This is a genomic window from Stenotrophomonas sp. STK17_22 (genome assembly GCF_051983905.1).
In the GTDB taxonomy this organism is placed as follows: Bacteria; Pseudomonadota; Gammaproteobacteria; order Xanthomonadales; family Xanthomonadaceae; genus Stenotrophomonas; species Stenotrophomonas maltophilia_A.
This window is the reverse complement of sequence record NZ_CP197010.1, coordinates 2,633,762-2,657,439: the sequence shown is the minus strand read 5'-3', so window position 1 is coordinate 2,657,439 and position 23,678 is coordinate 2,633,762. Positions and strand designations below refer to the sequence as shown.

Here is a 23,678-nt window from a genome sequence, read left to right as displayed (position 1 = left end):
CATGGACCGACCCGTGGCCTGGCCCACTCTGGAGGCCCCCGCGATCAGCGGAGGGGAGCTGTCCGCAGCGCCGGGCTTCCTCACCGAAGGCAGCCCGCGCGGCGTGCTCGAAGCGGCCGTGACGCGGCTGCGCGCAGGGGAGCACGCCGTGCTCGCGCTGGTGCTGGAAACCGATGGCTCCACCTACGCCGGTGCCGGCGACATGGTGCTGTTCTGCAACGGCAGCCAGGTCGGCTGGCTGAGCGGCGGATGCCTGGAGCCCGAGCTCGCGCGACGCGCGGAGCAGGTGAGCGCGGCAGGGCAGGTCGACTGGATCGAGATTGACACCCGCAGTGACGACGACCTGTTGAGTGGGTCCGCGCTCGGCTGCCGCGGCCGGCTTCGGATTGCACTTCTGCCGTTGCGCGCCATGACCGGTATCGACGCCGTGATCGAGGCTTGGCTGCGCGACGGCGTGTCACTCCAGCGCGACCTTCGCACGTCGGGGCAGATCGTTTTCCGCGCCGGCCATCGCGAGCAGGCATGGCAGCTGAACCCGATGGACGGGGCGCAGCCCTTTGGAGAAGCAGCGTGGCGTTTGCCATTGCCCCGGCTTCCACGGGCCCTGGTGTTGGGCGGCGGTCCCGAAACGCCCTTCCTGGTTCCGTTGCTGCGGGGACTGGGATGGCGGGTCAGCGTAGCCGAACGACGAGCGCGCTGGTCCTCAGCGGGGCAGGGCGCGGATGCACAGCTCCAGGTGAGCCCGGCCGAGGCCCTCCATGCCGACCCGTGCGACGCGGTGCTGGTGATGCACCACGATTTCGAGCTGGACCGCGAGGCGCTGGTGGCCCTGGTCGATACCGAGGTTGCCTTCATTGGACTTCTGGGTCCGCGGCGAAGGCGTGAGGACCTGTTCAAGCTGCTGACGCTGGATCAGCGCCACCGCCTGTCTTCCAGACTTCGATCACCGGTCGGCCTTAACATCGGCGGCCGAGGGCCAGAGGCGATCGCGCTCAGCATCGCCGCACAGCTGCAGCAATGGCGCAGCACGGCCGGCAGGTGACGTCCGCGCATGCGGTCGTGGTGCTTGCTGCGGGCGGCAGCACCCGGCTTGGCCAACCCAAGCAGCTGCTAACCCGGCAGGGCGAGACCCTGGTGCATCGCGTGGTTCGGCTGGCGCTGGAGCTCGCGCCAGTGCAGGTGCTGGTCGTGGTGGGCGCGAACGCACAGGCCGTCACATCCAGCATTGCCGGGCTGGATGCCACCCCGGTAACCAACCACCACTGGGAACGCGGCCTGGCCAGCAGCCTGCAGGTTGCTGGCACACACCTGCTGCCCGCGGTGGCTGCCGTGATGGTCGTGGCATGCGACCAGCCCGCGATCGAGCATGCTCATCTGCAGGCGTTGCTTTTGGGTGCCCGCGCTTCGGCGTCAGAGTGCGCTGGCACCCGTCACGGAAACGTCCTTGGCGTTCCTGCAGTAGTGCCGCGTGCATGGTTCAACGCTGCGGGCGCAACCGGTGACCGCGGCTTCGGAGCGCGCTTGAGGCAGCTTCCCATCGATGCCGTGCATGCCCTTCAAGCGCCGGAGCTGGGCCTGGATATCGACACGCCAGAAGATCTCGCGCGTGCGCGCCTTGCGGGCTGGATCGATGCCGGGAGGTGAGTCGTCGGCTACGATGGTGGCGCCGGCATCTGCGCCGGCGGGCAGGGGGACGCAATGGATATGCAGGCAGAGGGCGGATTCGATTCGTCGGACAGGACGAAGCACCAGGAACTGACCTTCCACTGGCTCTACCAGCGGGTGCAAGGGCTGGTTGAACATAGCATCTATCGTAAGGCGGGCAGGGTGGAGACCTGGTCGTTTCGCATCGGCATGGGTGCGGCGATCATCGGCATACTTACTGCTCAGCTTCCGGATCGATGGCTGCCTATTGGCGCAGTACTCCAGGTGGTTACTGCCTGCCTGGCAATCGAAATCGGGGGCTTCATTGTTGGGGGCGCCCTGGCGGCCCGCAGAGGCATCCGCCAATTCAGTCAGCCACGGCTGTCGCACGCCAAGGAGATGGACGGTGACTTCGCCCACTGGCAAGCGGTGGTTACCGAGCTTCGCCGTTTCCCTCGCATTGAGCGCGAGCGCCGCCTCAAGTATGTCAGTCAGCTGCGCAACAACATGATCGAGCGCATGGGCCTGATGTACGGCGGTCTGCAACGCCTTGGGCCATTCCCGCTGCTCATTGCGTTCTATTTGCAGTTCCGGGGATGGAAATGGGGCGACTGGGCAGGCGCCTTCGACGTCAGCCTGGTCGGCGGGTTGTTGATCCTCGCCATGGTGCTTCTGTACCTGTTGGGCTGGATGCTGATCAGCATGCGCATCCGCCTGGACACCTACGTCGCCTTGCTCGAAGGCTCCATCCACGAACCCGAACCCCCGCAGCCCGCGGCTCTGTAGAGTCGAACCACGCTCGACTACGGCACGCCACATCGCGCGCCCTCAGGCACATCGCCAGCGAGAACCTGCAGCATCCGGTCCATCAGAACAGGCTCTGGCACACCAGCCAGCACCTGTTCCAGATGATCCAATGGCTCCAACTGCCATTGGAGGAGCGCCCGCAACTGCACAACGGCGGGCGCCCGCTGCTCCGCGTCCAGTGAGACACGCAACAGCAGATGTCGCGAGCGCCTCTCCAGCAAGAGCACCGGAACGCCGTTGCAGCGAATCTGGAAAGAGACATCCCGTTGCCGTTCAACGAACTGGAAGCCCTGCCGAGGCCGAGCCTCCACGAACTGCACCGCTTGGCGGCGCAGCTGTGAAAAGCGATTGTCGGTGATGCTCTGGAACGCGAGCGCCTCGGGCACAGGCGGCGCCGACCACCAAGGTTGTGCCGCGACCACTGCCGTGAGGAGCAGCGCTGTGGCCGCCCAGCGGCAGCAAGCCACTCAGCCCTCCGGGCGCACCCGATCGATGGCATGCGCCGTGAGTCCCAACCCAGCCATGATCAGCCCTTCCATGACGCGCGGGCCGACGTATTGCTCCAACTCGCCGTTCTCGCGGGCACGCTGTGCGGCCAACAGGATTTCCAGCACCACACGAAGGCCGGCCAAGGAGCAATCGGTGTCTGCCAGAGCAATGCGCCGCCCAGGCATCTGATGGCGCTCAGGCCAGGGCTGGCCATCGGACGCGGCGCCGGAGCCGATGCTGTGCAGCAGGGCGATGAGCGTGTTCGGATCCAGCGCAGGACCGTTGGCAGGCGCGTCGTGGATCGGGTGCGGGGCAGGGGAGTGGGGCTGGTTCATGGCTGGGCTCCTTGCGTGCGTGCAGAAGCCGCCACCGATAAAGGTGGCGGACGATGCGTGGCTCGAAATCCGGTACGCGACTAGGCCCGGTGGGCACAAGGCCCCCACGCACCGCCCGCCATAGCCGGCCGACGGATTGCCAGCCGGCACCACAAGGCGTGGTGCCGGCTGGCAAGCGCAAACTACAGTCGCGTTACCGGGATTTCGAGCCCCGGCCACCGATGTATTGGTGGCACGAAAAGGAATACGCGCGGTCATGCGTGATGCCAATGCAGTAAGGCCGATGCCGACACCACTTTCAACATTTTCAGAATCGTTGCATGCGGCGCAATGAGGCTGGAGCCTTGCGCTGCAATGCTATCGGCGATGTCGGTAGTGCAGGCCTGCGGACTGTCGGCATCCGCACGCAGGGATCATGAGCGAGGCGGATGCGACAGGATTGCCAAAGGCCGCCAGGCGTCAGTAGCCCTTCAACGCGGCCTTGGTCCGCTCCAGCCAGGCGGCATTGTGGCTGCGCGCGTGGCGCGACCAGTGCTGGGCATCGTCGATGATGCTGGCGAACAGGCTACGGGCCTGCTCACGATCGGCGGGCTGCGGTTGCGCCATCAGCCACTCGGCGTAGAGGCAGCGGGCCGCCGCATCGTTTCCGCATTCAACAGCGCGCTCGAACGCGGCGCGGGCGTCGGGCGACTGGGTGGCTGCCAATGTCTGCGCATAGAGCAGGGTCTGTTCTGGCTTGCGGCGCACATCCGGATGGCGGGCAAACAGGCCGTCCAGCGTCCCGACTGCAAGTGCGGCGTGGCCGGACTCCAGGCGGGCACGGGCAAGGCCGGTCAGGATGTAGGGGTCGTCGCCCAGTGGCGAGCTTGCCGCCTGCTCGAGCAGGGTTCTGGCTTCCTCGGCTTGGCCGGAATCGAGCAGCGTCATGCCCAGGCGAACACGGTTCTGCACGGTAGGCGTGCGCGCCAGCTCGGCGCGAGCGTTGCGCAGGTCCTGGCCCGGGTCCATGAGCTGCTTGGCGGAACGGACGACCTGCCGGGCGCCGCGTGAGTGGCGGACTTCCGGGAAATAGATCGCGAGGAAGTAGACGACGCTGCCGAGCAGCGGGAACGAGAAGAGCAGGATGAGCCAATAGAGGCTCTGGCCCGAGCGGATGGCGTGCACCGCGAAGTAGATGGCCGCCAGTACGTGAAGTCCGATTCCGATATAGGGCATGTGTGCCGCCTCGTCCTTGTGGGGGCTGGAACTATAGTGGGGGAGGGGTGGGGCGCCAATGGGGTGGGGTGATCGGGCGTGACCCGTCACGTTAATATGATTGAATCCGGCGGGGGCGACCAAGATCCTTGCCCCTGGAGCCAAGATCCTCATCATCGGCAGAGACCACGCCGCCGGCTACGGACTCGCGCTACCATCTATCGGCAAACCACAGGGGGATATGGAATATCCACAGATCCTGATTCAGACTCAGTAGCGCCTGGGTTAAGGCCTGCCCGGGACAAGGCAATGAAGCCCATTTCCTGAGATCGAGGATGGAACCATGAAGAAGATCGCTCTAGCGCTTTTGATGGTTGCTTCAGGTGGTGTGAGTGCGGGGAATTTCACCAAGCCGATTACAGTGAATCTCCTGCCCGGCGGCATGATCGAACTGGCTAGCGATGTCATCTATACCGATGATGCAGGCCGAAAGTGGCACGCTCCAAAGGGCTCTATTGCAGATGGAGCGTCAATTCCGCGCATGTTCTGGAGTGTCATAGGCGGTCCGCTCGATGGCGACTATCGAAACGCGTCCATCATCCACGATGTCTACTGTGTTAGCCGCAGCATGCCGTGGAAGGAGGTGCATCGCGTCTTCTATGAGGCGATGCTTGCGAGCAAGGTCGACCCTTACAAGGCTAGAGTCATGTATGCCGCCGTGTACCATTTCGGACCACGCTGGAATGTATCAGTTCCGATAAAATCCAAAGATGTCGCCGCCGTTAGGCATGAGCTTGCGGATAAATCAGAGCAGCTTGGGCTTCCAGACCGAACCTCCGAGGTAAAGTTCACCCTGCCTGGGAACTCGGACATGCTGGGTAGCCTGAAGGGCGGCACTTCCAAGTCCATCCTTGTTTCATATTCTGCCCGGGATGTGATGGATCTTGATGGGGCCACACTGAAGAAGCTCCTCGCGTCCTCCGACTCCGTTCAATTTTTTGCGACGGCAGCTCCAGCGTCTTCGGCCAGCGCTGAAGACCTAGAAAAGATTAAGGAGTACGTGAAAAACGATCGCAGCCTTGACGATATCGAATCATTGACCTTTGAATAGGCTCGATAAAAGGCCCTAGGAGTCCGAAACCGGCCCCCGGGCCGGCCAGGTCAATTCGGTGCGAGGTTCGGCTCACAGTGAGTTCGTTCGAGACGTTCGCCACGGCGTGGCCGCGTGGCCGAGGGAAGCACCCCGGCGCGAGGAAGAGCCAACGTTGTACCGCCTGGACAGTGACCGTGCTGCCGCTGATTCTGCGAGCGTAGCGAGTGGAAGCGGCGGCGGCGCGGGCGCGGTCATGGCGGCATGCAGCGGGGGCGCCATCGTGCGCCTAGGTGAGCGCGCGCACGATGGGCACGTTCCCAGAATCCAAGCCCTACCCGCCGAGCTTCTGATTAACCTGACGCATCACGGGCAGCGGTCGCGCGGCGAAAACACCCAGCCGCCGGCTGCCGCCATCTGCCGATAGGGCTTCCCTGCGAAGCACTGTACGTTGCTCGATAGCAGGTCACCGCAACGGGAGCCGGGCAGGTTCTCCCAGCCACCGTCGATTCGGCGGATCGCCAGAACACGCGCTAACGGAATTCCGCTCAACCCAGCGATGGTTGCACACACCACAGGGTCGGGCAGGGCCCTCGCATGCCTGTAGTTGCTGATCGCTGAGCGGCCTACGCCAAGAGCTGCTGCGAGGAATTGATGCCCTGCATGTTCATGCCCCTTGACAGGCTGTGTTCAAGGGGAAAATGCATGCACCTGATGTTCATTGGCCTTGAACATTCCCGTCACCGCCCCCCCCACGAGGCCGCTGGCGGGTTCTTCTGGAGCTAGGAGGGGGGAAGGTGCAAGTGACATCACCGCGGATCCAGTGCGAGCGCAGCATCCATGTCCGCGTCAACGAGCGTGAGGCAGTCCTCAGCGACGACTGCCAGCCTCTTGAGATCTTCCGCAGCACTGCGGACAAATACCACAAAGGTGTCGCCCTCGTCCTTAATTGCCATATCAATAAGCTGAGCTACGAGCTGGGTTTGAAGCTCGACAATTTTGTAGCTTCTTCTGGCATCTTCCTCCAGGAGGACAAATTCTTCGGGAGCGAATCCGGCGCTACCGAGACGATGCAACAGCGCCACGCTCCTTGCTTCGATAGTAAATCGGTTCAAATCATCAAACGACGCAGCATCATTGGTGGCGCAGAATGCGTCGTGCTCGTATGTCAGTCCTATGAGCTTCAGCTTCATGACGCTGTAGCGTCGCCGCAACGCATCGCGCTCCTGCTTATCCTGGGCAGCTCGCTCGGCCACTCTTTGAAGATGTGCCTCGCGGGCATAGTTGTTGGCACCGATTCCGATCGCCCAAGTACCAAGCGCAGCTACCGCTCCGCAGAGGGCTGCGAGCCAATCCGCCGCGTTTCCTTTGGTACTAAAGATGCCGGTTGCCCAGCCGGCGCAGACTGCACCGATAGAGAAAGCAAACACAACAATTGCGCACAGCGCCGTTGTGGACACTTTATGCAGCTCCGTCTTCATTCCCCCTCCCGAGTCGCTCCTTTGAGGATGGGAATTCTGGCATGACCGACCGGGTGGTATGGGCATCGCGATATCGTTGAATTCCGTGCGCAGGGTGGTGGCCAGGTGCTTGACCGCTTCACCACTGAGCAGCTTTGGGCCTTGGGTTGGTCCGTCAAACGGACGGAGTTCGGCGTACTGCTGTCAGCGAAGGGCCATGAGATCATCGCGACCACCTGGCCCGTTGATCCGTTCGGCGAACACTCCGATTCGACCACAGAGCGCATCAGGGCTGCGGCGGGGGCGCCTGTGACGAGCGGGAGCGAGACACAGCCGACCACCGCCGCGGCGAACGGGAGCACCCTGATTGCAGTTGGTAAGCGCCCGCTGGGCACGTTCCCCGAGATGCCACCATATCCGGCCACCTTCTAATTATCGTGATGCGTCACACCCCCCCCTCTACGCGCGGCCCATCAACTACAATCCGCTCACCGATAAAGGACTGTTACTGGGCAGGGGGAGGGGCAGATGTTGGACGAAGTCATCAAGAGCGCCAGGGAGTACTTCTTGGATAGAGTGGCAAGCCCTTTGACTGGAGCTTTTGTTTTGTCATGGTGCATTTGGAACTACAAATTCATCCTAATTATTCTTTCAGATGAGCATGTAGTTCGAAAATTGCACCTTGTACGAGCAATAATATTTCCTGACTGGACGGCGACAGCCATCCAGGGATTTGCCGCTCCCCTGGCGACCGCGCTCATCTATTTGTTCTTGTACCCACGTCCAGCCAGACTTGTCTACGAACATACGCTTAAGGAAAGGCGGCGGACGACTGAAACGAAGAGGAAGGTCGAGAATGAAGACGTCCTTACGGTCGGCGACTCGCAAAGGCTGCGCGAGCAATACGCTCAGCGCCAAATAGCCCACCGGGCGGAAATCTCAAAACTTACAGCGAACATCGAGAGTCAGGAGGATCAAATCAAGCTACTTGCGGACAGAGCCGAGAAGGCTGTCCAAGAGCTGGCCGAAGCGCGAGTCGCCTCGGATCCAGAAGGAAGACTCGCTGCATTTGATGCAGCGGAGATGTTCAACCTGGAGCACGAACTGGCAATTGCCAATGGAAAGATCGAAGAGCTCCAGAGTCAAATAGACTCCGCATCCAGCCAGCGCAGCCAAGAAGGGCTGTTTGACGAATGGTCCTCCGAGGAAAAACCAAGCCCCCCCAGTAATTTCACTTGGCCACATCCAGATTCCCGCGTCTATCACGCCATGCGTCGTGCACTGCAGAAGCTGGCCGAGTCGGAATATCTTGTCTTTCCCTCTGACTACAACAAGGAAGCTGGAATCTCAATCGGGTTCGCGCGATACATATTTGACTTGCTCGCTGATGCGCACTTGGCCACTTGGGAGGCAACGAACTCGGAAGGGGATTCCAAAGGATTCAGAATTTCCCCCAACGGAATTGAGGTGCTTCTGTCAGAAGGCTGGACCGGAGCGAGCAGGGCAGTGTAGGGGCGACGCCCCTACGGAAGCGCTTCACACGCGCTGGCGCGGCCTCGGCCCACGGCTCAAGTAGACCACATTGGACACCTCGGCGTCGGGGCCGGGATCACGCATGCCGAACCGTCGTTCTCGGCGAATTTTGAGCGCTTCGGCTAGGCAGATTACGCTGGATTTCGACGTGGTCGAGGCTTTCCGTGCAACCAAGGTCCGGGGAGCCGCCTCCGCCATCATCAGTCGCCATTCCCGCGCGATGTTGCAGGTCAGGGACCACCAGGTCATGTCGCAAGGCTCCAACTGGTGACCCTCAGAGGTGAACATGTGCCCAGCTTGGAATCCGAAACCGACCCAAGGGCCGGCTCATCCTTGTCGGGGGAACCAACAGGGAGGCAAGAGCCAAGCCAGATGTCTGCCGCACCGAAAACGCCCGGCCTCTAACGCATTGATTTTAGAAGATATGGATGGGGTGAGCTTAGCCTCTTCCTGGCAGCTTCCGTCCACCAAAGATGCCCGATATTTCCGGAAGTCCACCAAAGATGCCCGATATTCCCGGAAGTTCACCAAAGACGCCCGGCATTTCCAGAAGTACATAAATAACGCCCAACAGTTCCGGAAGCCCATAAAACACGCCCACGACTGCCGGGGGTTCATTAGAATTGCCAATTAGCCCACGCGGCGGCAAAGCCTCCCCTTGTGTTGCGTACTCGCATGAAGGCTACTGCCGTTCGCAGTCCGGCACGAGACAGTGCCGTTGCCCCAATGATGGCAAAAATTGCTAAGAACTGCCTGCCTTAGGATTTCTGCTGGATTCTAGCTGTTTTTCGAGGTGTCACCCAGGCGACCCGGACTTCTCTCAAGGAACGGGCGGAACCCTGAAGCTCGATGACCGGATACCCACCTGAAGGCAGTACATCCTTCGGATTCAGCTTGAACACCCTTGCAAGCGTCAACGCCAAGCCTTCCTCATAAGCGGTTGCCAGAACCCACACAAGCGCGTCGACCAAGGCGGATCTTCCCTTAATGCTGTCCAATACCGAAGCGACGATTACGGAAGGGGACCTATCCGGCTTGTCGTTCGCGATACCAAAGGCCGCAGCGGCCAGCTCCAGCGCTGTGCCGCACGCTAACGTTACCATCGGGTCGACAACCGAGAGATTGAGCCAAGTCGCGCCGCTGGCAGAAACACCATAGGGAGCTAGGAACGACTCGTGCCGCTCTACCTCAGTGGGTCCTTGGGTGTCGTAGTGCGTTGAGCGGAAGCTCAGGACAGATAGGCCTTCAAGTCCGACCCTGGCGCATGCCGCTGCAGTGGCCCGCGTCAAAGCATCGTAGGCCATCAATGGGAGCGGAGCGCACATGAGGCCCGAGTTGCCGCCAATCATTGCCCAGCCCCAGAACGCCCCTGGCTCCGGATCGTCAGCGGATGGCTGGAAAGCCTCATACCTTACGTGAGCATTGCCATCGTCCTGGTGGACGGGCGGCATAGGAGTCGTTCTATCAATCAGGCGCGCCAGAGCTGAAGGCCAGCTTTGCGCATCACTGGGGAAGTGAATCACTCGGCCTGCCCGCTGGCGTGATGCCCAATGAAGGTAGTCATCCACCCACTGCGACACTTCACGAGCGGGAAATTGCCTGACGTCCAGTAGCGCTGTGTGGGCGTCGATTGGCTGAAATCCACAAGTACAAGTCCCGAGACCACCGGAGTGGTCAAAACTGGTGCCCAGCGTCCTTCCGCATGCCTCGCAGTGGCTGATGAGCTTCTCGCCATGCCAAGGGCACGCAGAGATGGAAGGAAGGAGAAATAGTGAACAATGGTAGCCGTGAAGTGCGCATGCGGGGCACCGCATATATGGAAGCTCACTACCCGCGAGAAGTCGAAGTGATTGAACTGGAAGCCACGCGGCCGGATTCCATAGATTCTTCGTTGTGACGTCACGGACTTCGATGGCTGACGCAAAAGTATCCTGCACCCGGCCCGGCAGAAGCAAAGGGCGGAGCATGGAGCGCCCAGTCTTACGCCTCACCCCCATGATCATGAGTTGCTCACTTGTTGGCATGCCCAGTGCAACGATCCGCTGCAGCACGCCGTAGCCCGATATGTATGGATAGAACTCATGCTCTGCGCCGACAATCCGAGGCGTAGAAGGATTTACGGCGCGAGAGCTATTCATTGCTTCCCCCTACCTGGTTTGCCGTATTCTGTATCTTCTCAATGATGGCGATTGCCTTGTCGGACATCTTCTCGCGCATGCGAATGAACTCGGTTCGCAGGTACCCGACATGCACAAGCGCAGCACGGACGTCAGATGGAGTGAAGCGTTCGAAACTCTGCTGAAACCAAGCGTTCGTTAGCAGATTCCGCACGGTCGATGTGAAGGAGCACATCGGCCAGCCACTATGTTCGGGAAGTCCCACCTCCCTCCGGAGGGCGGACACAGCATCGCAAATCATCTCCGTTTCAGATTCCAGCCGCCATCCGCGATCAAATGCGTCGGTGGCGAAGTATCTAGAAAATGGCATGTCCTCTGTCGGCCACCATGCTGCGCCGTCGTAGCGCGACAGGGCATGCCTGACCTCATCTCGCGCCGCAAGAGGAAGAAATGGGGCTGAGTCCAGAAACCACCGGCGAACAACATGTGACGGATGGTGCTGCCACATGTCGCCAAGCTCGATGCCCTGCTGGTCACTTTGGTACACAAAGACCAAAAAGAGAGTAAGCCTGTCCTTGCTCATCAAGTTATCAAGATCTTCTAAGCACTGAAACTCAAGATTGGTGAGCCGTTGAGCACTGTCGATGAACAATACGTACCTGCGTACGTCGGCGTGCCCACACGCGGCGCGCATGTGATTGTGTATTCGTGCCCTCAGCTCGTGAGGCCTGGCCGATGACCAGCGCGGCATTCCCAGTTGATGTGAAAGCGCGTGCCAGAAGCTCAGCGGGCTCCTGCATGCATCTGAGGTTGCGACGATTGCCCTGGCCACACCTGCGCGGCGTCCGTCCTCCACGAGCCAGCGCCAGTCGGTTTCGACTAGATAGTCTTGCGCCGTGGATTTGCCAACCCCGCTCTCTGAGTAAAGAGAGCACCCATGATGACCCTGCTGAATGTTGTACAGAACGAAATCCGCCATGCGTTCGACAGGCTTCGTGTTGATACGGTAGCCAGACTCAATGAAAAGTGGATGGTCGGGGTCAAGGCGACGGACGGCCATGATGGCCTCCGCAAGGTCCGATCTAGTCATCAAGATTCACCTTGCCTCCCCGGGGGACTCTTACCGGGATGTGAGCTGGCTGGGACCGAATGTCGGGCAGACGGCCGAAGTGCAACTGCTGCAAGCGCGCAAGTTGGTCGACTGCGGGTTGGGACGTGTCTGCAGTAGATCGAAGATGCGCTATGAAGGCTTCAATTGCACACTCCACGCCAGCGATTGAGAAATCACTGCGCTGTTTGGACCAACGACAGATGATCCTTCGCGTCCTCTCGTCATGCGGCGCGCGCGACCAAGGCGCTCGCGCGGTAGCCACTCCGAATGGCACGGTGGCACTTTGAAGTAGCACGATTGAACGAAGATCGCGCCTATTCACGCGCGCAAGAATCCTGGTGCCAATCAGTCCCCATTTATCGTTAAGGGAAGGGGATCGGTAGTCCGCATACAAGTAGGTGACATGGGGCAACTCCCCATTATCCTTGTTGCCTTTTACGGGCAGGCTTACGATTGTCGAAGCCATATCTGCAGCATCCAGGCCACAGGTTTCCGGCGCAAACGCAAACGCTGACTCTTTGCGATTCGTGAGATACGCTAGCGGCGTCATCTGTCCGAGTGCGGAGTGAGGCGTCGCGTTGTAGTTGGCTATGATGACGTCCAGGAGCTCCTCGAGAAGGTGCATCTGGATGGGATGGGCATCCGGAGAGAAGTTGCTGATCCTGATCTTGTTTTCCCCCAGCCGTTTGGCGGGCTCAAAACCGCCGGGGATCTTACGCAGCGCACCACGTTCCAAGCGCGAGAAGAATTGCTCTACAATGGGTCGTGAGCGCGGTGTGTGCGACTTTCCGAAGATCATCACACCTCCCCGAGCCCTGCAGAATGCTGCTTCGAGTGCATGGGCCGAGTGCGCAAGGAAGTTGTCCAGTGCGACAGCGGCCGAGCGCGTGACTATCGGCGTTGCTGCCTGATAGACGGGCATTCCAGCGCCAGGTGCGTAGAAGAGGTCCGGGATCGTCAGGTCCCTGGGAGCCCAGGGTTCCATTGACTTGGACAAGCAGAGCGCTACATCAAGATTGTCATAGCTCTGGCCGACACAGAGAAGCCATCCCGTTACCGCCCTGGATTCAGTCTCTATTTCGATGAGAAGCCATAGCCGTGACACTTTGCGCGTAACACGCGCGCCATTGGGCATATCGATGGAGATCTTGCATTCAACATCGATTTGGTGCGCGTCAAACTCCGTTCTGGCGAACAGGCCCATCCGTACTGCTTGCTCCAAAGCGACAGGAGCGTTCGATGCCGATTGAGGTTCATAAAGGTCCACGTCGGCTACTGCCGACTGCCGCCGCTTGAGCAAAGCAAGCAGCGAGCGCTTCCCCTTGCCAGGATCGTTCAGGGGGAATTTGTCCTCCAGGTTGTGCTGCTTCAGCTCCGCAAGGACTCGTTGGTGCAATTTTACGAACGCGCTTGGAGGGCGGCCCGGCGGCAGATGGGTTGCAAAGCCATCGATCAAGGCTTTAACACTCGGCACAGCTTCGGAGACTTTGTGCCACGCAAATCTTCCTGGAACCAGCGGCAATTCCGCGGGTTCGAAGGAAAGCTCAGTCGAGTAACTGCCCCATGGAATGCATACGCGAAATCCGTGCGGCATGCCATCGTGGGCTATCGTGGGCGCTTTCATTGCCATGCGCTTCAGGCGTTTGTGGCAGATTCCATATCTCCGGGATATAGCGGTGATGGTGGAACGGCCCAGAAGCAAGGCGGTGAGTGCTTCCTTGGCCACGCGGAACTTGGAGAGATGATCTGGTGCAATATCAACCGGATGTGGGGAGTACCACTCGTCGAGTGTCGCCTGATCATAGATTTCGTACCTAGCCATGACGCACCTCCACGAGGGCATCCGGATCCCCTGGGCGATAGTCCACGAGTTGTACGCGGCCGGTGTAGACGAGGCTTGCCACTGCGCAAGCCACTGCGAACCGGGCCTGGCCCGTCTGCAGTTGTAATGCGCTCATGGTGAGGCGCTCAACGTTCTGGAGCATGTCCTCAATCCTCACTTCCAACTGCCTGGCCCCCGCGATCTTTGCATTGGCCCAGACAAGCGGAAGTAGTTCGTAGGCAACAGCGACCTCGCTGGCGCGAGATGCCAGAGAGTTTTCGTGGACAAGTCGCAATACGAGCCCTTGATTCAAGGCCATGTGGATGAGCTCGTCATCTGCGGGAAGCTTGACTAAGCCAACGCTCAGTGAAGCCACCCGTTTTGTAGGGATTACAAACTGGTAGTGCTGGGTGCCATCCCTCCGCCCGACCCAGAAGCTCAACTCAAGGTCGCGCTTCTCGCCTACCGTGATTCGACGCGGCCTCTCAACATACATCTCCACCTGGGGGTCAAATTCGAGCATCAGCGCCTGGCAAAAGTTGACCAGGTCGGCCACCGTTACGGTCCGCCCATTCTTCGGGGACTGAAATACAAAGATTTCGCGGCGGTCGCGCTTGCCGCGTGCTAGCTCGAGAGGGGAATGGGGCAGATGCCCCTCACGGCGGTCTTCGTCCGTCGGTTTGGCGGTCGCGCTTTTTCCTGCGGTCATCATCCTGCTCCTCAGCCGTCGGCTTGCGAACGTCTGCCCGGTCTCGAGATTGGAACAAGGTGCCCATTCAGGTTCGCCTCCGCCATATGAGATGGGGAGGAAATGGGCGCACCCCTCCGCGCGAACGGGAAGTCGCTTGACTTTGTCAAGGAAAAGGGTGAGCCTCAGGGTACAGGCTGAGTTTCACCACCATCTGCTCCAACAGATGTCACTTGCCCCCGCGCCAACGGGGGCAAGTCATTTCCAGGGTTCGGAGATGTTAGTTTCCGGCTCTTGGTACTCTCCTCGGCGCTCGGCGAGCGCATCTTCGGGGACGTCTTGAGTCTGTTCTTGAAACGCTACAAGCCCGGCCCCTTGAGTTTGGGTTGTGGGGCGTCATTCCTGGTTGGGCTTCAGAGCAGCCGCTTCATCTTGCGGGGTGCCAGATACTGCCGGCGGACTGATTGCGGCCCTCAGCCCAACCATCCAGTCGGCGATGTCCATCGCAAAGGCAAATTTGCCGCGGCGGCCGGGCACTTTGAATATCTTCACGGGCAAGGTTCCGCGTGCCTCTGCTTGGCGGAGCGCGTGGCTGGAGCGATAGCCAAGAGCTCGCGGCAAGTTTTCATAGCCGATGAGAGGCCCGAAATGAAAGGTCAATTCTCTTTCGATCTCACGGCGTTCCGGGGCCAGGATTGATTCGTTGGTCCGCTCCGTCATGGCGTGGTCACACCCCGTCGCTTGTGTCCTCCTGATTCTGCCCCTCTAATACGGATGGTGGAAGGAGTAACAAACTCGCGTTTCGTTACCCATCAAAGGTGAATGGGGAGGGGCACGGCCATGGCGCTCAAAGAGATACCCTTTTACGGCGAGGCGCGACTTGCCCGCATGCGTGCAAGCACGAGCATACTTCCCGCCAACCGAGCCGTGCCGTACTGCCTGCGATCACTCAGTGTCGGATTGTGGTTTGAATGCTTGCGAAGCCGAATGGGCCTATCCAGCGCATACGCGCTCGGACAGTCGATATCCCCGGAGCGTCCCGGCTGCCACTCCAATGTGTGGGTGAAATATGCCCATGCGGAACACGTCCCGTCCCAGGCGACGCAGGCAGCAGCCGAGGCGCGCTATCCCGGCTCCCGCATGGTTCTATGTTCACCGGTCTGGGCCGCTCTGAATGTCCACGAGGCACTTGGCGGTTGTGGAGAATCAATACTCATGTCGCTCAGTGCACCTGTGCAACTGGAAGTGTTCAGCGGAGCGAGCTTGCGAGCCGGCATGTTTGTCCGCCGAGACCGTCGGTTACGAGAGATCACCGAGGGCTTGTGCGGGCTGGGCACTCTGGATAGCCTGGCGGCACTAGTGGTGATGTTGAGGGTCGCCCATGAGCAGGGCAGACGGCATGACTGCTTTGCCTTGGGGCGTGCACTGCACGATTGCCTGCTACTGGTGGGGCAGGATAGTCCCATCCAGCTTATTGCCGAAGAGCTGTTCTGGTACTTCAGCCATTTCGTGCTTCCTTTCACAGGGTGCCGGGGTGTTCGGATTGCATCGTCGCGACGCCGCTTGCTCCTGCAGCATGAGGTTCTCTCCCGCCTCGTACTTGAGCTTGAAGACAGCGGGTTCGACTATCTCCCAGGCATGCGTCACCCGCTCTTGCGGGTAGTCCGCAATCAGCAGCATGCTCCGTCTTTGCGCTTCTTCTCGCCCGGCGTCGGACCCTGCAGCGCAACATCGCGGCAGATGGCGCGGTAGCGCTATCAATACAGAGTCTTGTTGAGACGAGGAGGCATCCAGGATGGTGAGCGCAGAGACTAAAGGCTCGACCGATTACGAAATGAGCCGCTTGTGGTGGGCGGCACGGCTGTCGCAGTCGAGTAGAGGCTCAAGATGATTGCCTATCTTGGTTGGGGGTCGCTGGTATGGCAACCCGACGGTCTACCGGTTCGTGGACAGTGGCTGGCAGACGGGCCAACGGTTTGCGTAGAGTTTTTAAGGCAATCCGGCAATGGACGGCTTACGTTGGTCATGCATGCGGCCGCGTCTGCTGTCACCTCCTTCTGGGTTGAGGCTGGTACCGACGACGAGGGCGACGCCAAGCGAGCCTTGCGTGAGCGGGAAGCCATTCCCTCAAAGAACATGGAGCGACACTTGGGGGTCTGGACACATGGCTGTCCAGCACCGGCGAGTATTCCTGGGCTCGCTGACTGGGCCGCTGCTCGCGGGATTACCACTGTGCTATGGACGGCGCTGCCACCGAAGTTCAACGGGGAAAATCAACGCGTCCCATCAGTGGAAGAAGCAGTTGCCTACCTCGCAAGCCTCTCAGGGCAAACTGCGACGCTCGCAGAAGAGTACGTCCGGCGAGCCCCGCCCCAGATTGACACCGTCTATCGTCGTGAGTTTGCTGCACGTCTAGGCTGGCATCCCCTTCCGAAAGGGAGCTAACTGCGACGTGCGTGTGATAGCCGATGGCCAAACTCCGGCAATGGCCAGCACCGTTTCTCACCTTGGGCCGACTTGGGCCGGAAGGCCCGGCCCTGTCAGCGCTGCCCGGGGCTCCGGCTCAACAACTGGATGAGCAGAAGCCACTTGTGTGTCACTTTGCCGGCGGAGGCAGCACAACGATGAGTGCCATCCATGGGGCGATTGCCAGAACAGTGGCAATGTACGCGTACTTCAAACAGCTGAATTTTGACGAGAGAATCTTGGAATTGCGCCAACATTGACCCAGGAGGTCTTCCTCGAACTCCATCAGCGTACGCTCCGCGCACTTCTGCAAGAACTCGTGCTCGGCCATGCTCGACACCCGTTCAAAGAAGATGAGCGAATTTGACCCGCCTCGCAGTTCCGGAAAATATCCGTACCACAGGTGCCAGAAGCTAACAGTAAGCGGTGTAAGGAACAAAACGCCCACAACCGAGATCAGGGCCGTTAGTTCATCAAGTTTCGGCAGCCGCGTCGCGATCATGGCAAGCATGCCCAGGTTGATACCCAGGCCGACCGAGAGTTTTGTGTCTACACGGGAGAAGAAGCCCAAGACCAAATTCAGCTGCTGCCAAGCGGCACTAACGCGGTCGCTTTGATTTGGCGGGTGGCCGCCAGAATTTTGAGGTTCTTGCACGGGGTGAGTTCTCTGTCTTGAGGGATACGGTTTGTGTTCGTTTGATGGCAGATCGAAGACCGCAGATGTCCAGCGTTCCGCAGCAGCGCGCTCCTGCAGCCGCACAATCCTCAAGGAAAGCTGTGTCGGCCAGCGCACATCGGTGCTGTTCCAAGATGAAAGTGACCAGGGCCGCAGCGTGGTCGCCACATGCAGTGATCGCACCGTCAGGATCGCGGCCACATGGGCAGACTGGGGGTCTCCCGACCAAGGTTTCAGTGCGCGTCGACACCCGAGCAAGGAGTAGTTTGCCGTGCCAGAGCTCGAGCCTCCGCTTCTGAGGGCGCGAATCCTTGCGGACCATGAACTGCCCCGCGAGCACATCTGCCTTGAATGCCGGACCCAGTCGTTCGGCTGCCTGCTCAGCATTGGCCTGATGCTGCGCAGCACGACCGTGCGCGCGGCCGTTCTCCGCTCCAGGAAAGACCCGGCGGGCGTTCGCGCCGATCTGGTAGGTCAGGTACTGGTAGACCGTGGCCCACCAATGCCTCGCTGCTGCTTCGTCTTGGATCCGGCTCGGATTGTCTTCTCCCCAGCCGAGGCAGAAGCTACGGTCACCGTTGATATGCCGATCGGGACAGAACCCCGGCAGCATGCCGGGGTCGGCGATCTCGCGCACTGAGACGTGCTCGCCTGCAACGGAGACGAGCAATCTAAATGCGTACTCGGCTCCGCCGGCCCGAACCACTGTGATCCCAACCAGCCCCCCGACAGGGTCTACGATCAACGTGGCACCGTAGTCCGGTGCCACGCGCTGCAGCAGCTCCAAAGGCCTTGGCGTCACGTCGCGGCCACATGAGGACGGATCGGCTGCGCGAGCGCAGGAGCCACTGCGGGTGCCACTTCAGCGTAGTGTGCCTCCAGTGTTGCCTTCGCCACGCGGTCCCCGGATGCGGCGAGTTCCTCCACCGCTGCGGCATAGTCTAGGTTCGCCGCCTTTCGCTTGTCGGTAAAGACGGTCCGTATCGCGGCGCTGGCGGCCTTGTAGGCATTTTCACCAATGGCCGTCTCCACACCGTCGCAGAGTCGTTGTTGGGCTTCAGATTCCAACACCGCTCGCCCCGTGGCACACCGCGGAAGGCTCCCCTTCATGCCCAGGCGGGAAATGGCAAGGGGGCCAAGTTCGAAGCCAATGGCCAATCCCAGCTCTGCCACTTCCGCGCCTTCGGCGCTCAGTTGCTCCAGGGCAGTGGAGAAACTGCTGCGCAATGCACCCGCGCACTGGGCAGCGGTGCTGACCGTGTCCTGCGCATCTGTCGTCTGTGACGTGCCCTCCAGCAGCACCCCATGAAGGCAGTCGCCAATAAAACGGACACGACGCCCTCCAAAATCCTCGTGTACGACCGCATCCAGCTCAGAGCGCAATACGTGCAGTGTTCGAACCAGATGTTCGGGATCCTCCTCTAAGTGCTTGTCCACGAAGTCGGTGAATCCGTCAATGTCGGCATAGATCGAAACGCCATCAAATCGCCTTGAGTTCGCCGCGCTGAGCAGGGAGAAGTCCAGATCAGAAAGCGGAGGCGTCGGTCGACTGAACTTGAATTCGCCGATAGGGAGCTCGGCCTGTTCATCTTTCCAGAGTTCGATGATGCGCGACTTGGAAATGCCGAGTGCAGCGGCCTCGACGCATGCGGAAATCTGAGCATCGGTCAGCGAAGTGGTGCGGTCCTTGTTGCCGGTCAAGGTAGGCAGTTCAAGCACGGCACGTGCGCCGTGCGTCAGGTAGATGCCTTCAGCCCCTCCATGCCCGGCACACTTGGCCGCCTGATTGGCTGGGGAGCCTAAGAAAAGAGGTTCTCGGCTGGCGCGACGACCATTGTTGACGGCCAACGCCATCCCGCTGTCAATGCCGACACGAACCTGGGCATTGGGGATGTGCGCGTCCGAGTCGCCCGTTTCAGCCAGCACATCGATGGCGAGCTGGGCGATCGCAACCGCGCGCTCGATCCGGGCGCGTTCGTTGGCATCGCCGTACGGCTTGGTCACAACCGCATGCAGCCGCTGGTTGTGAAAGTCCACACGGATGGCATCACTTTCAACGAGGATGCGATGGACGGCGCGGTAGTGCTGATTCAGGAATCGAAGGGCCCGCTTGTGGCAGGTTTCGCCTTCGATGTCAGTGCAGCTAAGCATGTCCGCCAGATTGACGATGTCGATGTAGACATGCGCCCCTTGGACGCGATAGGCGCGATTGACTGGAATATCCACCAGCGAGGTTTCCCGCTTGTAATCGCGGATGTCCACGTCGCGGACTTCGGCGTAACGGGTGGCAATGCGCTTCTTGGTGCGATCTTTTTTCCAGCTGTGTCCCATCGTGCTACTCCCTGCGCCCAAGAGGAGGCCAGGCCGGGCGGGTCGCGTCGCCTACGGCGTGGCTGGCAGCCGGATTCATTCCAGCTCCTTTGGGCGTATATTGGGACCCAGTTCACACTTTCAAGGGGGCAGTATGGGGACTGGGATCGTCGAGCGCCTCGCGGCGGATGATGGCAGGCGACTGATCGCCGCCTTGGCTGAGTTCCGCCTGCTGGCCGGCTTGGACGCGGCCGCAGCCCAGCTGGCACAGGCCGGGGAATTGCTCGACGTGGGGACAGGGCAGGCCTTTATCACTCAGGGCGCCCCAGAGACCGACGTTTTCTTCATTGTCTCCGGCTCCGTGGACGTGCTGGTCAACGGCAAAGTGGTTAATACCCGAAGGGCTGGGGACCACGTCGGCGAAATGGCAGCCATCGAACCGGCGCAACTGCGGGCGGCAACTGTTACTGCACGCGAGCCGACCGTAGTGCTAAAGGTGCCGGAAATCGATTTCAGCAGGATTGCGGATTCACACCCCGTCATCTGGCGGCGGCTGGCCGCGACCCTTTCGCGCCGTCTAAAAGAGCGCAATCACATGATTACCCAACCTCGCGGACAGGTCCGGGTCTTTGTGATGTCGTCGGTGGAGGCGCTCCCTGTCACGCGGTTGCTGGTACAGCACTTCGAGCACGACCCGTTCCTGACGGTGGTATGGGACCACGGGGTGTTCCGCGCCGCCAACTACACACTTGACGAGCTCGAGCGCCAGCTGGAACAGGCAGACTTTGCCATTGCCGTGGCCCACGCGGATGACATGGTCATCAGCCGCGGTGACGAGTGGCCTGTCATGCGCGACAACGTCGTCTTTGAACTGGGTATGTTCATTGGATTCCTGGGGCGTCGGCGCGCCTTCTTGATGGAGCCGCGCGAAGACAAGCTGAAGCTTCCCAGTGATCTCACGGGGCTCACGACCGTCCCCTACCGATACACCCCTGGCCCGGACGCCCGGGCTTTGATTGCACCGGCATGCGAACAAATTCGCTCCCGCATTCTCGAAGCTGGGCCGAGGGACTGACGGTGGCACTGCTGGAAGAGATGACGGCCGCCGTGCAGGCGATAGCACAAACCCGATGGTCTACACGGAGAGGTCAAGTTGTACCCGATCCAGAAGATCTGCGATTGGGCAATGACGCAGTGGAGTTTGATCGTGCCACTGTTTTGTACGCGGACCTGAACGGCTCAACGAATATGGTCGACACCGAAGCCTGGCAGTTGAGTGCAGAGATCTACAAAGCGTTCCTGCACTGTGCAGCGACGATCATCAGGAAAGAGGGCGGCAAGATCACCTCCTACGACGGAGATCGTGTCATGGGCATCTGGGTGGGTGACCGGCAAGCCACGCCGGCGGCTAAGGCCGGGTTGAAAATCAACTATGCGGTCAAGATGATCGTCATGCCAGCGTTGAAAAAGCAGTACCCCGACTGGACAGGTACCGTGAGGCATGTCGTCGGAATCGACAGCAGCCCAATCCGAGCTGCTCGCACGGGTATTCGAGGCGGCAACGACATCGTCTGGGTTGGACGCGCGGCCAATCATGCGGCCAAGCTCACGGACCTGGACCTTGCCCCGTCAACCTGGATTACCGATGAGGTGTTCATCCGGTTGGCTGATGAGTTGAAGTACGGTGGAACGCCGCCGACTCTGATGTGGGAGGCGTTCCGCTGGAACCGGCAGGGTGGTCGCCGCATTCACGGATCAGACTGGGCTTGGCGCGTCTAAAGCGCCCTCTGCGGACCCGGCATTCGCAGGGCCAGCATGGCAGGGAAAGGGCGCACTGTTAGAGGCCGATTTCATGGCGCGGGAGTCAGGCAGCCGAGTCCTGCCCTCCGATGAGTGCGCGCCGGGAGAGGAACCCGCTGCCATTGCGGAGCTCTGGCAGAGGTTCATCTACGCACCGGCCCCTAGCGCCGCATTGATCTCAGCGAAGGCCTTCTCAAAGCGCTCCAGCGTTTCATTGATGGCCGTAGTTTCCGCGGCCAGCACGTGCTGATTCTGGATGAGCCAGTTGGCGGGAGTGAAATGATCCAGGGGCGGAACGGAAGCCCCCATGACATTAAACAGTGCTTCGGCCTGTTTGACCTGGCGCGTCAGGGCACCGTCTTGGCTGAACTGCCGGGCGGAAATTTGCCCTTTTCCCTTCAGACCGTAGGCACCGTTGAGGATGTCGGCGAAGACGGCGGGTGCGAAGAAGTCCTCAATGTCGCTCTCCGCCTTTCCGGTGAAATCCGTGGCTACCAAGACGCCGGAAGTCTTCATGATCTGAGACTCCCTCAGCCGCTGCACCTTGCCTTTATCGCCATTGCCGTAGTCACACAAGGCGACCATGTGGATGCCCTTGCCAGAGAAGAGCGAGGCGAACGATTGCACTTTGTCTATGCCGCCTGTGGGGCAGATCACCCACCGGCTGTCCAAGCCTTGGCGCTTGCGTTGCTTGAGCGCGTGCGATGCCGCCTGAAGATAGAGCACATCCGAAGGTCCTTCGACCAACAGGGTATGCGCTCCCACAAACAGGCTTTGGGTAACCTCGTAACCGAGATGGGCCTGAAGGGGGAACAGCGTGTCCTGATCGACGCTCAGGACGTCCGCGGAGACCTGTGTGCCCTTAACGGTGGGGCGGCGACGCTGGTCGTAGGTGACAACGTCCTCGACGACGCGAACGTCCGCAAGACGATCGGCCGGCACCATAAAGGGCGAGTGGGTGCTGTAGATGACCTGGTGGTCGGGGAGTAGACGCTCAATGATGTAGCGGAGCAGATCAGCTTGCGCCTTTCCATGTAGCGTCAATCCAGGCTCATCCAGAAGGATGATCGCACCGGGGTTCCTCTTTCGCATCTGCTTGAACTGCGACAGGAAGGAGAAGAACCAGACGAATCCGGCGCTGCGCTCAGACAGGGGCACCGAAACCTTGTGGTTGTCATTCCGAATGCGGATTTTGGCAACAGTCCCGCTATTGAAGGGGGCGGGATCCTCGGAGAGGCCTTGGGCAAGCGCTATCTCTACACTGAGCGCGTCGTTCTGACTCCAAAACTCGAAGATCTCATCGGTAATTTCATTGGAGGCGGCTTGGCAACGTGCGTTGAGCTCTTCCAGGCGTGTGCTGGACTGCAATTCGCTGACCGACGTCCCGGCGTACTCGAGGAAGTCGAGGAAAATCTGGTCACCCGGGGAGATCGTCGCGCCGCTTTGGGTGTCACGAGACAGCTTGTCCAGCGATATCTCCCCGGACATGCGATCAAAGTGAGAGGTATAGAAGAACGCCGGCATCCTTTTCTGCAGGATATCGATGGCCGCCAGCACTGGTTTCCCCTTGCGGAAGCCGCTGATGGACCGCTTGACCGCCTGCAATTGGTCAGACGGCTCGGGGTGCGCATCTATCTCGACCACGAGTCGATCCAGCAATATCTTGGAAAACTTCTCCCGCTCTTCGCCTGCCACACCGTGCTGGTCGAGCAGAAACGCGCGCACCACGTTGGGATCGACGTGAATGCTCCAAGTGCTGTGGCCACTGTAATCTGTCGTTACGTCAACGGTCGTACTACTTAACGCGCCGGCACCCAGGACGTCGGCGACCGCCTTTTGGTCTTCGTGGCTGAGCTCCCAGGTCAGGGTGGCAACCGGTGCGGGTTCGTCGTCGTGGCGTTCCTCATACCGCGTGAGGAAGCGGCGGGGGTAATCGCGCACCGTGTCGTAAGCAAACTGGTCGGCGATGGGACGGGTACCAAACAACGCCGTCAGAATTGCAGTCTTGCCCGCCTCGTTCTTACCGACCAAGCAGGTCAGCTCTCCGACATCGAACGTTCCGGAATCCTCTGCAGAACGGAAGTTTCGGATCCGTGCCTTGACTAGCTTCATGCTGCCCCCTGATTCCTGCCGTGG

The 23,678-nt window shown here is 60.4% G+C and carries 23 protein-coding genes; 8 read left to right on the top strand and 15 right to left on the bottom strand.

The window, feature by feature from the left end:
* The first annotated feature begins 1 nt into the window (after position 1).
* Genes ACSYS9_RS12390 through ACSYS9_RS12380 form a run of 3 tightly spaced genes read left to right on the top strand, consistent with a single transcriptional unit; the run spans position 2 to position 2,430 of the window.
* On the top strand, positions 2 to 1,042 hold the full coding sequence (locus ACSYS9_RS12390) for an XdhC family protein (protein WP_071227343.1): 1,041 nt from the start codon (positions 2 to 4) through the stop codon (positions 1,040 to 1,042).
* Positions 1,018 to 1,644, top strand: a complete 627-nt coding sequence (locus ACSYS9_RS12385) for a nucleotidyltransferase family protein (RefSeq protein WP_071227344.1) — start codon at positions 1,018 to 1,020, stop codon at positions 1,642 to 1,644. Before ACSYS9_RS12390 ends, ACSYS9_RS12385 begins: the two co-directional genes overlap by 25 nt.
* Before the next feature lie 54 nt (positions 1,645 to 1,698).
* Positions 1,699 to 2,430 (top strand): hypothetical protein, encoded by a 732-nt coding sequence (locus ACSYS9_RS12380; protein WP_071227345.1) that lies wholly within the window; start codon positions 1,699 to 1,701, stop codon positions 2,428 to 2,430.
* 17 nt (positions 2,431 to 2,447) lie between these two features.
* Here the strand turns inward: ACSYS9_RS12380 and ACSYS9_RS12375 are convergent, their stop codons facing one another.
* From ACSYS9_RS12375 to ACSYS9_RS12365, 3 genes are all read right to left on the bottom strand, one after another.
* The gene (locus ACSYS9_RS12375; protein ID WP_256200870.1) at positions 2,448 to 2,837 is read right to left on the bottom strand and encodes a hypothetical protein; all 390 of its coding nucleotides are present in this window, start codon (positions 2,835 to 2,837) and stop codon (positions 2,448 to 2,450) included.
* Positions 2,838 to 2,918: 81 nt separating this feature from the next.
* On the bottom strand, positions 2,919 to 3,275 hold the full coding sequence (locus ACSYS9_RS12370) for a hypothetical protein (RefSeq protein WP_071227347.1): 357 nt from the start codon (positions 3,273 to 3,275) through the stop codon (positions 2,919 to 2,921).
* Positions 3,276 to 3,734: 459 nt separating this feature from the next.
* Complete coding sequence (locus ACSYS9_RS12365; protein WP_071227348.1) at positions 3,735 to 4,490, bottom strand: tetratricopeptide repeat protein; 756 nt, start codon at positions 4,488 to 4,490, stop codon at positions 3,735 to 3,737.
* Positions 4,491 to 4,812: 322 nt separating this feature from the next.
* Between ACSYS9_RS12365 and ACSYS9_RS12360 the strand changes: the two genes are divergently transcribed.
* On the top strand, positions 4,813 to 5,580 hold the full coding sequence (locus ACSYS9_RS12360) for a DUF1353 domain-containing protein (RefSeq protein ID WP_071227349.1): 768 nt from the start codon (positions 4,813 to 4,815) through the stop codon (positions 5,578 to 5,580).
* A 788-nt stretch (positions 5,581 to 6,368) separates the two neighbouring features.
* Here ACSYS9_RS12360 and ACSYS9_RS12355 read toward each other — a convergent pair.
* Positions 6,369 to 7,040 carry a hypothetical protein gene (locus ACSYS9_RS12355; RefSeq protein ID WP_071227350.1) on the bottom strand — a complete coding sequence of 224 codons (672 nt, stop codon included), beginning with the start codon at positions 7,038 to 7,040 and terminating at the stop codon, positions 6,369 to 6,371.
* 105 nt (positions 7,041 to 7,145) lie between these two features.
* Here ACSYS9_RS12355 and ACSYS9_RS12350 point away from each other — a divergent pair, with 105 nt between their 5' ends.
* Both ACSYS9_RS12350 and ACSYS9_RS12345 read left to right on the top strand, forming a co-directional pair.
* Positions 7,146 to 7,451 (top strand): hypothetical protein, encoded by a 306-nt coding sequence (locus ACSYS9_RS12350; protein ID WP_071227351.1) that lies wholly within the window; start codon positions 7,146 to 7,148, stop codon positions 7,449 to 7,451.
* Between the two features lie 96 nt (positions 7,452 to 7,547).
* On the top strand, positions 7,548 to 8,531 hold the full coding sequence (locus ACSYS9_RS12345; protein WP_071227352.1) for a hypothetical protein: 984 nt from the start codon (positions 7,548 to 7,550) through the stop codon (positions 8,529 to 8,531).
* A gap of 24 nt (positions 8,532 to 8,555) precedes the next feature.
* Here ACSYS9_RS12345 and ACSYS9_RS12340 read toward each other — a convergent pair whose 3' ends face one another.
* From ACSYS9_RS12340 to ACSYS9_RS12295, 10 genes are all read right to left on the bottom strand, one after another.
* On the bottom strand, positions 8,556 to 8,801 hold the full coding sequence (locus ACSYS9_RS12340; RefSeq protein ID WP_177179475.1) for a hypothetical protein: 246 nt from the start codon (positions 8,799 to 8,801) through the stop codon (positions 8,556 to 8,558).
* A gap of 509 nt (positions 8,802 to 9,310) precedes the next feature.
* Positions 9,311 to 9,856: a hypothetical protein gene (locus ACSYS9_RS12335; protein ID WP_126412179.1), complete on the bottom strand. Its 546-nt coding sequence runs from the start codon at positions 9,854 to 9,856 to the stop codon at positions 9,311 to 9,313.
* 826 nt (positions 9,857 to 10,682) lie between these two features.
* Positions 10,683 to 11,729: an ATP-binding protein gene (locus ACSYS9_RS12330; RefSeq protein ID WP_072167141.1), complete on the bottom strand. Its 1,047-nt coding sequence runs from the start codon at positions 11,727 to 11,729 to the stop codon at positions 10,683 to 10,685.
* A 22-nt stretch (positions 11,730 to 11,751) separates the two neighbouring features.
* Complete coding sequence (locus tag ACSYS9_RS12325; protein WP_024956856.1) at positions 11,752 to 13,602, bottom strand: hypothetical protein; 1,851 nt, start codon at positions 13,600 to 13,602, stop codon at positions 11,752 to 11,754.
* Positions 13,595 to 14,311 carry a hypothetical protein gene (locus tag ACSYS9_RS12320; protein ID WP_049401583.1) on the bottom strand — a complete coding sequence of 239 codons (717 nt, stop codon included), beginning with the start codon at positions 14,309 to 14,311 and terminating at the stop codon, positions 13,595 to 13,597. The genes ACSYS9_RS12325 and ACSYS9_RS12320 overlap by 8 nt, the downstream gene beginning before the upstream one ends.
* A gap of 375 nt (positions 14,312 to 14,686) precedes the next feature.
* Positions 14,687 to 15,010: a hypothetical protein gene (locus ACSYS9_RS12315; RefSeq protein WP_024956858.1), complete on the bottom strand. Its 324-nt coding sequence runs from the start codon at positions 15,008 to 15,010 to the stop codon at positions 14,687 to 14,689.
* 720 nt (positions 15,011 to 15,730) lie between these two features.
* Positions 15,731 to 15,970 carry a hypothetical protein gene (locus tag ACSYS9_RS12310; RefSeq protein ID WP_126412177.1) on the bottom strand — a complete coding sequence of 80 codons (240 nt, stop codon included), beginning with the start codon at positions 15,968 to 15,970 and terminating at the stop codon, positions 15,731 to 15,733.
* Positions 15,971 to 16,886: 916 nt separating this feature from the next.
* The gene (locus tag ACSYS9_RS12305) at positions 16,887 to 17,258 is read right to left on the bottom strand and encodes a Pycsar system effector family protein (protein ID WP_228756380.1); all 372 of its coding nucleotides are present in this window, start codon (positions 17,256 to 17,258) and stop codon (positions 16,887 to 16,889) included.
* A 97-nt stretch (positions 17,259 to 17,355) separates the two neighbouring features.
* A complete protein-coding gene (locus ACSYS9_RS12300) occupies positions 17,356 to 18,138 on the bottom strand; it encodes an E2 domain-containing protein (protein WP_369332838.1) in 783 nt (260 codons plus the stop codon).
* Between the two features lie 92 nt (positions 18,139 to 18,230).
* A complete protein-coding gene (locus ACSYS9_RS12295) occupies positions 18,231 to 19,763 on the bottom strand; it encodes an adenylate/guanylate cyclase domain-containing protein (protein ID WP_071227354.1) in 1,533 nt (510 codons plus the stop codon).
* Between the two features lie 133 nt (positions 19,764 to 19,896).
* Between ACSYS9_RS12295 and ACSYS9_RS12290 the strand changes: the two genes are divergently transcribed.
* Positions 19,897 to 20,817, top strand: a complete 921-nt coding sequence (locus tag ACSYS9_RS12290; RefSeq protein WP_088428977.1) for a TIR domain-containing protein — start codon at positions 19,897 to 19,899, stop codon at positions 20,815 to 20,817.
* Between the two features lie 2 nt (positions 20,818 to 20,819).
* A complete protein-coding gene (locus ACSYS9_RS12285; RefSeq protein ID WP_197621874.1) occupies positions 20,820 to 21,521 on the top strand; it encodes an adenylate/guanylate cyclase domain-containing protein in 702 nt (233 codons plus the stop codon).
* Between the two features lie 168 nt (positions 21,522 to 21,689).
* On the opposite strand, the gene ACSYS9_RS12280 is transcribed toward ACSYS9_RS12285, so the two are convergent.
* Positions 21,690 to 23,654: an AAA family ATPase gene (locus ACSYS9_RS12280; protein WP_024956865.1), complete on the bottom strand. Its 1,965-nt coding sequence runs from the start codon at positions 23,652 to 23,654 to the stop codon at positions 21,690 to 21,692.
* Positions 23,655 to 23,678 lie beyond the last annotated feature (24 nt).

Coding starts and splice junctions, on each gene's coding strand:
- ACSYS9_RS12315 (WP_024956858.1), bottom strand. CDS start 15,010: ATGACGGAGCGGACCAACGAATCAATCCTGGCCCCGGAACGCCGTGAG.
- ACSYS9_RS12345 (WP_071227352.1), top strand. CDS start 7,548: ATGTTGGACGAAGTCATCAAGAGCGCCAGGGAGTACTTCTTGGATAGA.
- ACSYS9_RS12295 (WP_071227354.1), bottom strand. CDS start 19,763: ATGGGACACAGCTGGAAAAAAGATCGCACCAAGAAGCGCATTGCCACC.
- ACSYS9_RS12380 (WP_071227345.1), top strand. CDS start 1,699: ATGGATATGCAGGCAGAGGGCGGATTCGATTCGTCGGACAGGACGAAG.
- ACSYS9_RS12390 (WP_071227343.1), top strand. CDS start 2: ATGGACCGACCCGTGGCCTGGCCCACTCTGGAGGCCCCCGCGATCAGC.
- ACSYS9_RS12340 (WP_177179475.1), bottom strand. CDS start 8,801: ATGACCTGGTGGTCCCTGACCTGCAACATCGCGCGGGAATGGCGACTG.
- ACSYS9_RS12360 (WP_071227349.1), top strand. CDS start 4,813: ATGAAGAAGATCGCTCTAGCGCTTTTGATGGTTGCTTCAGGTGGTGTG.
- ACSYS9_RS12365 (WP_071227348.1), bottom strand. CDS start 4,490: ATGCCCTATATCGGAATCGGACTTCACGTACTGGCGGCCATCTACTTC.
- ACSYS9_RS12305 (WP_228756380.1), bottom strand. CDS start 17,258: ATGATCGCGACGCGGCTGCCGAAACTTGATGAACTAACGGCCCTGATC.
- ACSYS9_RS12290 (WP_088428977.1), top strand. CDS start 19,897: ATGGGGACTGGGATCGTCGAGCGCCTCGCGGCGGATGATGGCAGGCGA.
- ACSYS9_RS12310 (WP_126412177.1), bottom strand. CDS start 15,970: ATGCTGCTGATTGCGGACTACCCGCAAGAGCGGGTGACGCATGCCTGG.
- ACSYS9_RS12320 (WP_049401583.1), bottom strand. CDS start 14,311: ATGACCGCAGGAAAAAGCGCGACCGCCAAACCGACGGACGAAGACCGC.
- ACSYS9_RS12335 (WP_126412179.1), bottom strand. CDS start 9,856: ATGGCCTACGATGCTTTGACGCGGGCCACTGCAGCGGCATGCGCCAGG.
- ACSYS9_RS12325 (WP_024956856.1), bottom strand. CDS start 13,602: ATGGCTAGGTACGAAATCTATGATCAGGCGACACTCGACGAGTGGTAC.
- ACSYS9_RS12355 (WP_071227350.1), bottom strand. CDS start 7,040: ATGAAGACGGAGCTGCATAAAGTGTCCACAACGGCGCTGTGCGCAATT.
- ACSYS9_RS12280 (WP_024956865.1), bottom strand. CDS start 23,654: ATGAAGCTAGTCAAGGCACGGATCCGAAACTTCCGTTCTGCAGAGGAT.
- ACSYS9_RS12370 (WP_071227347.1), bottom strand. CDS start 3,275: ATGAACCAGCCCCACTCCCCTGCCCCGCACCCGATCCACGACGCGCCT.
- ACSYS9_RS12330 (WP_072167141.1), bottom strand. CDS start 11,729: ATGGCCGTCCGTCGCCTTGACCCCGACCATCCACTTTTCATTGAGTCT.
- ACSYS9_RS12385 (WP_071227344.1), top strand. CDS start 1,018: ATGGCGCAGCACGGCCGGCAGGTGACGTCCGCGCATGCGGTCGTGGTG.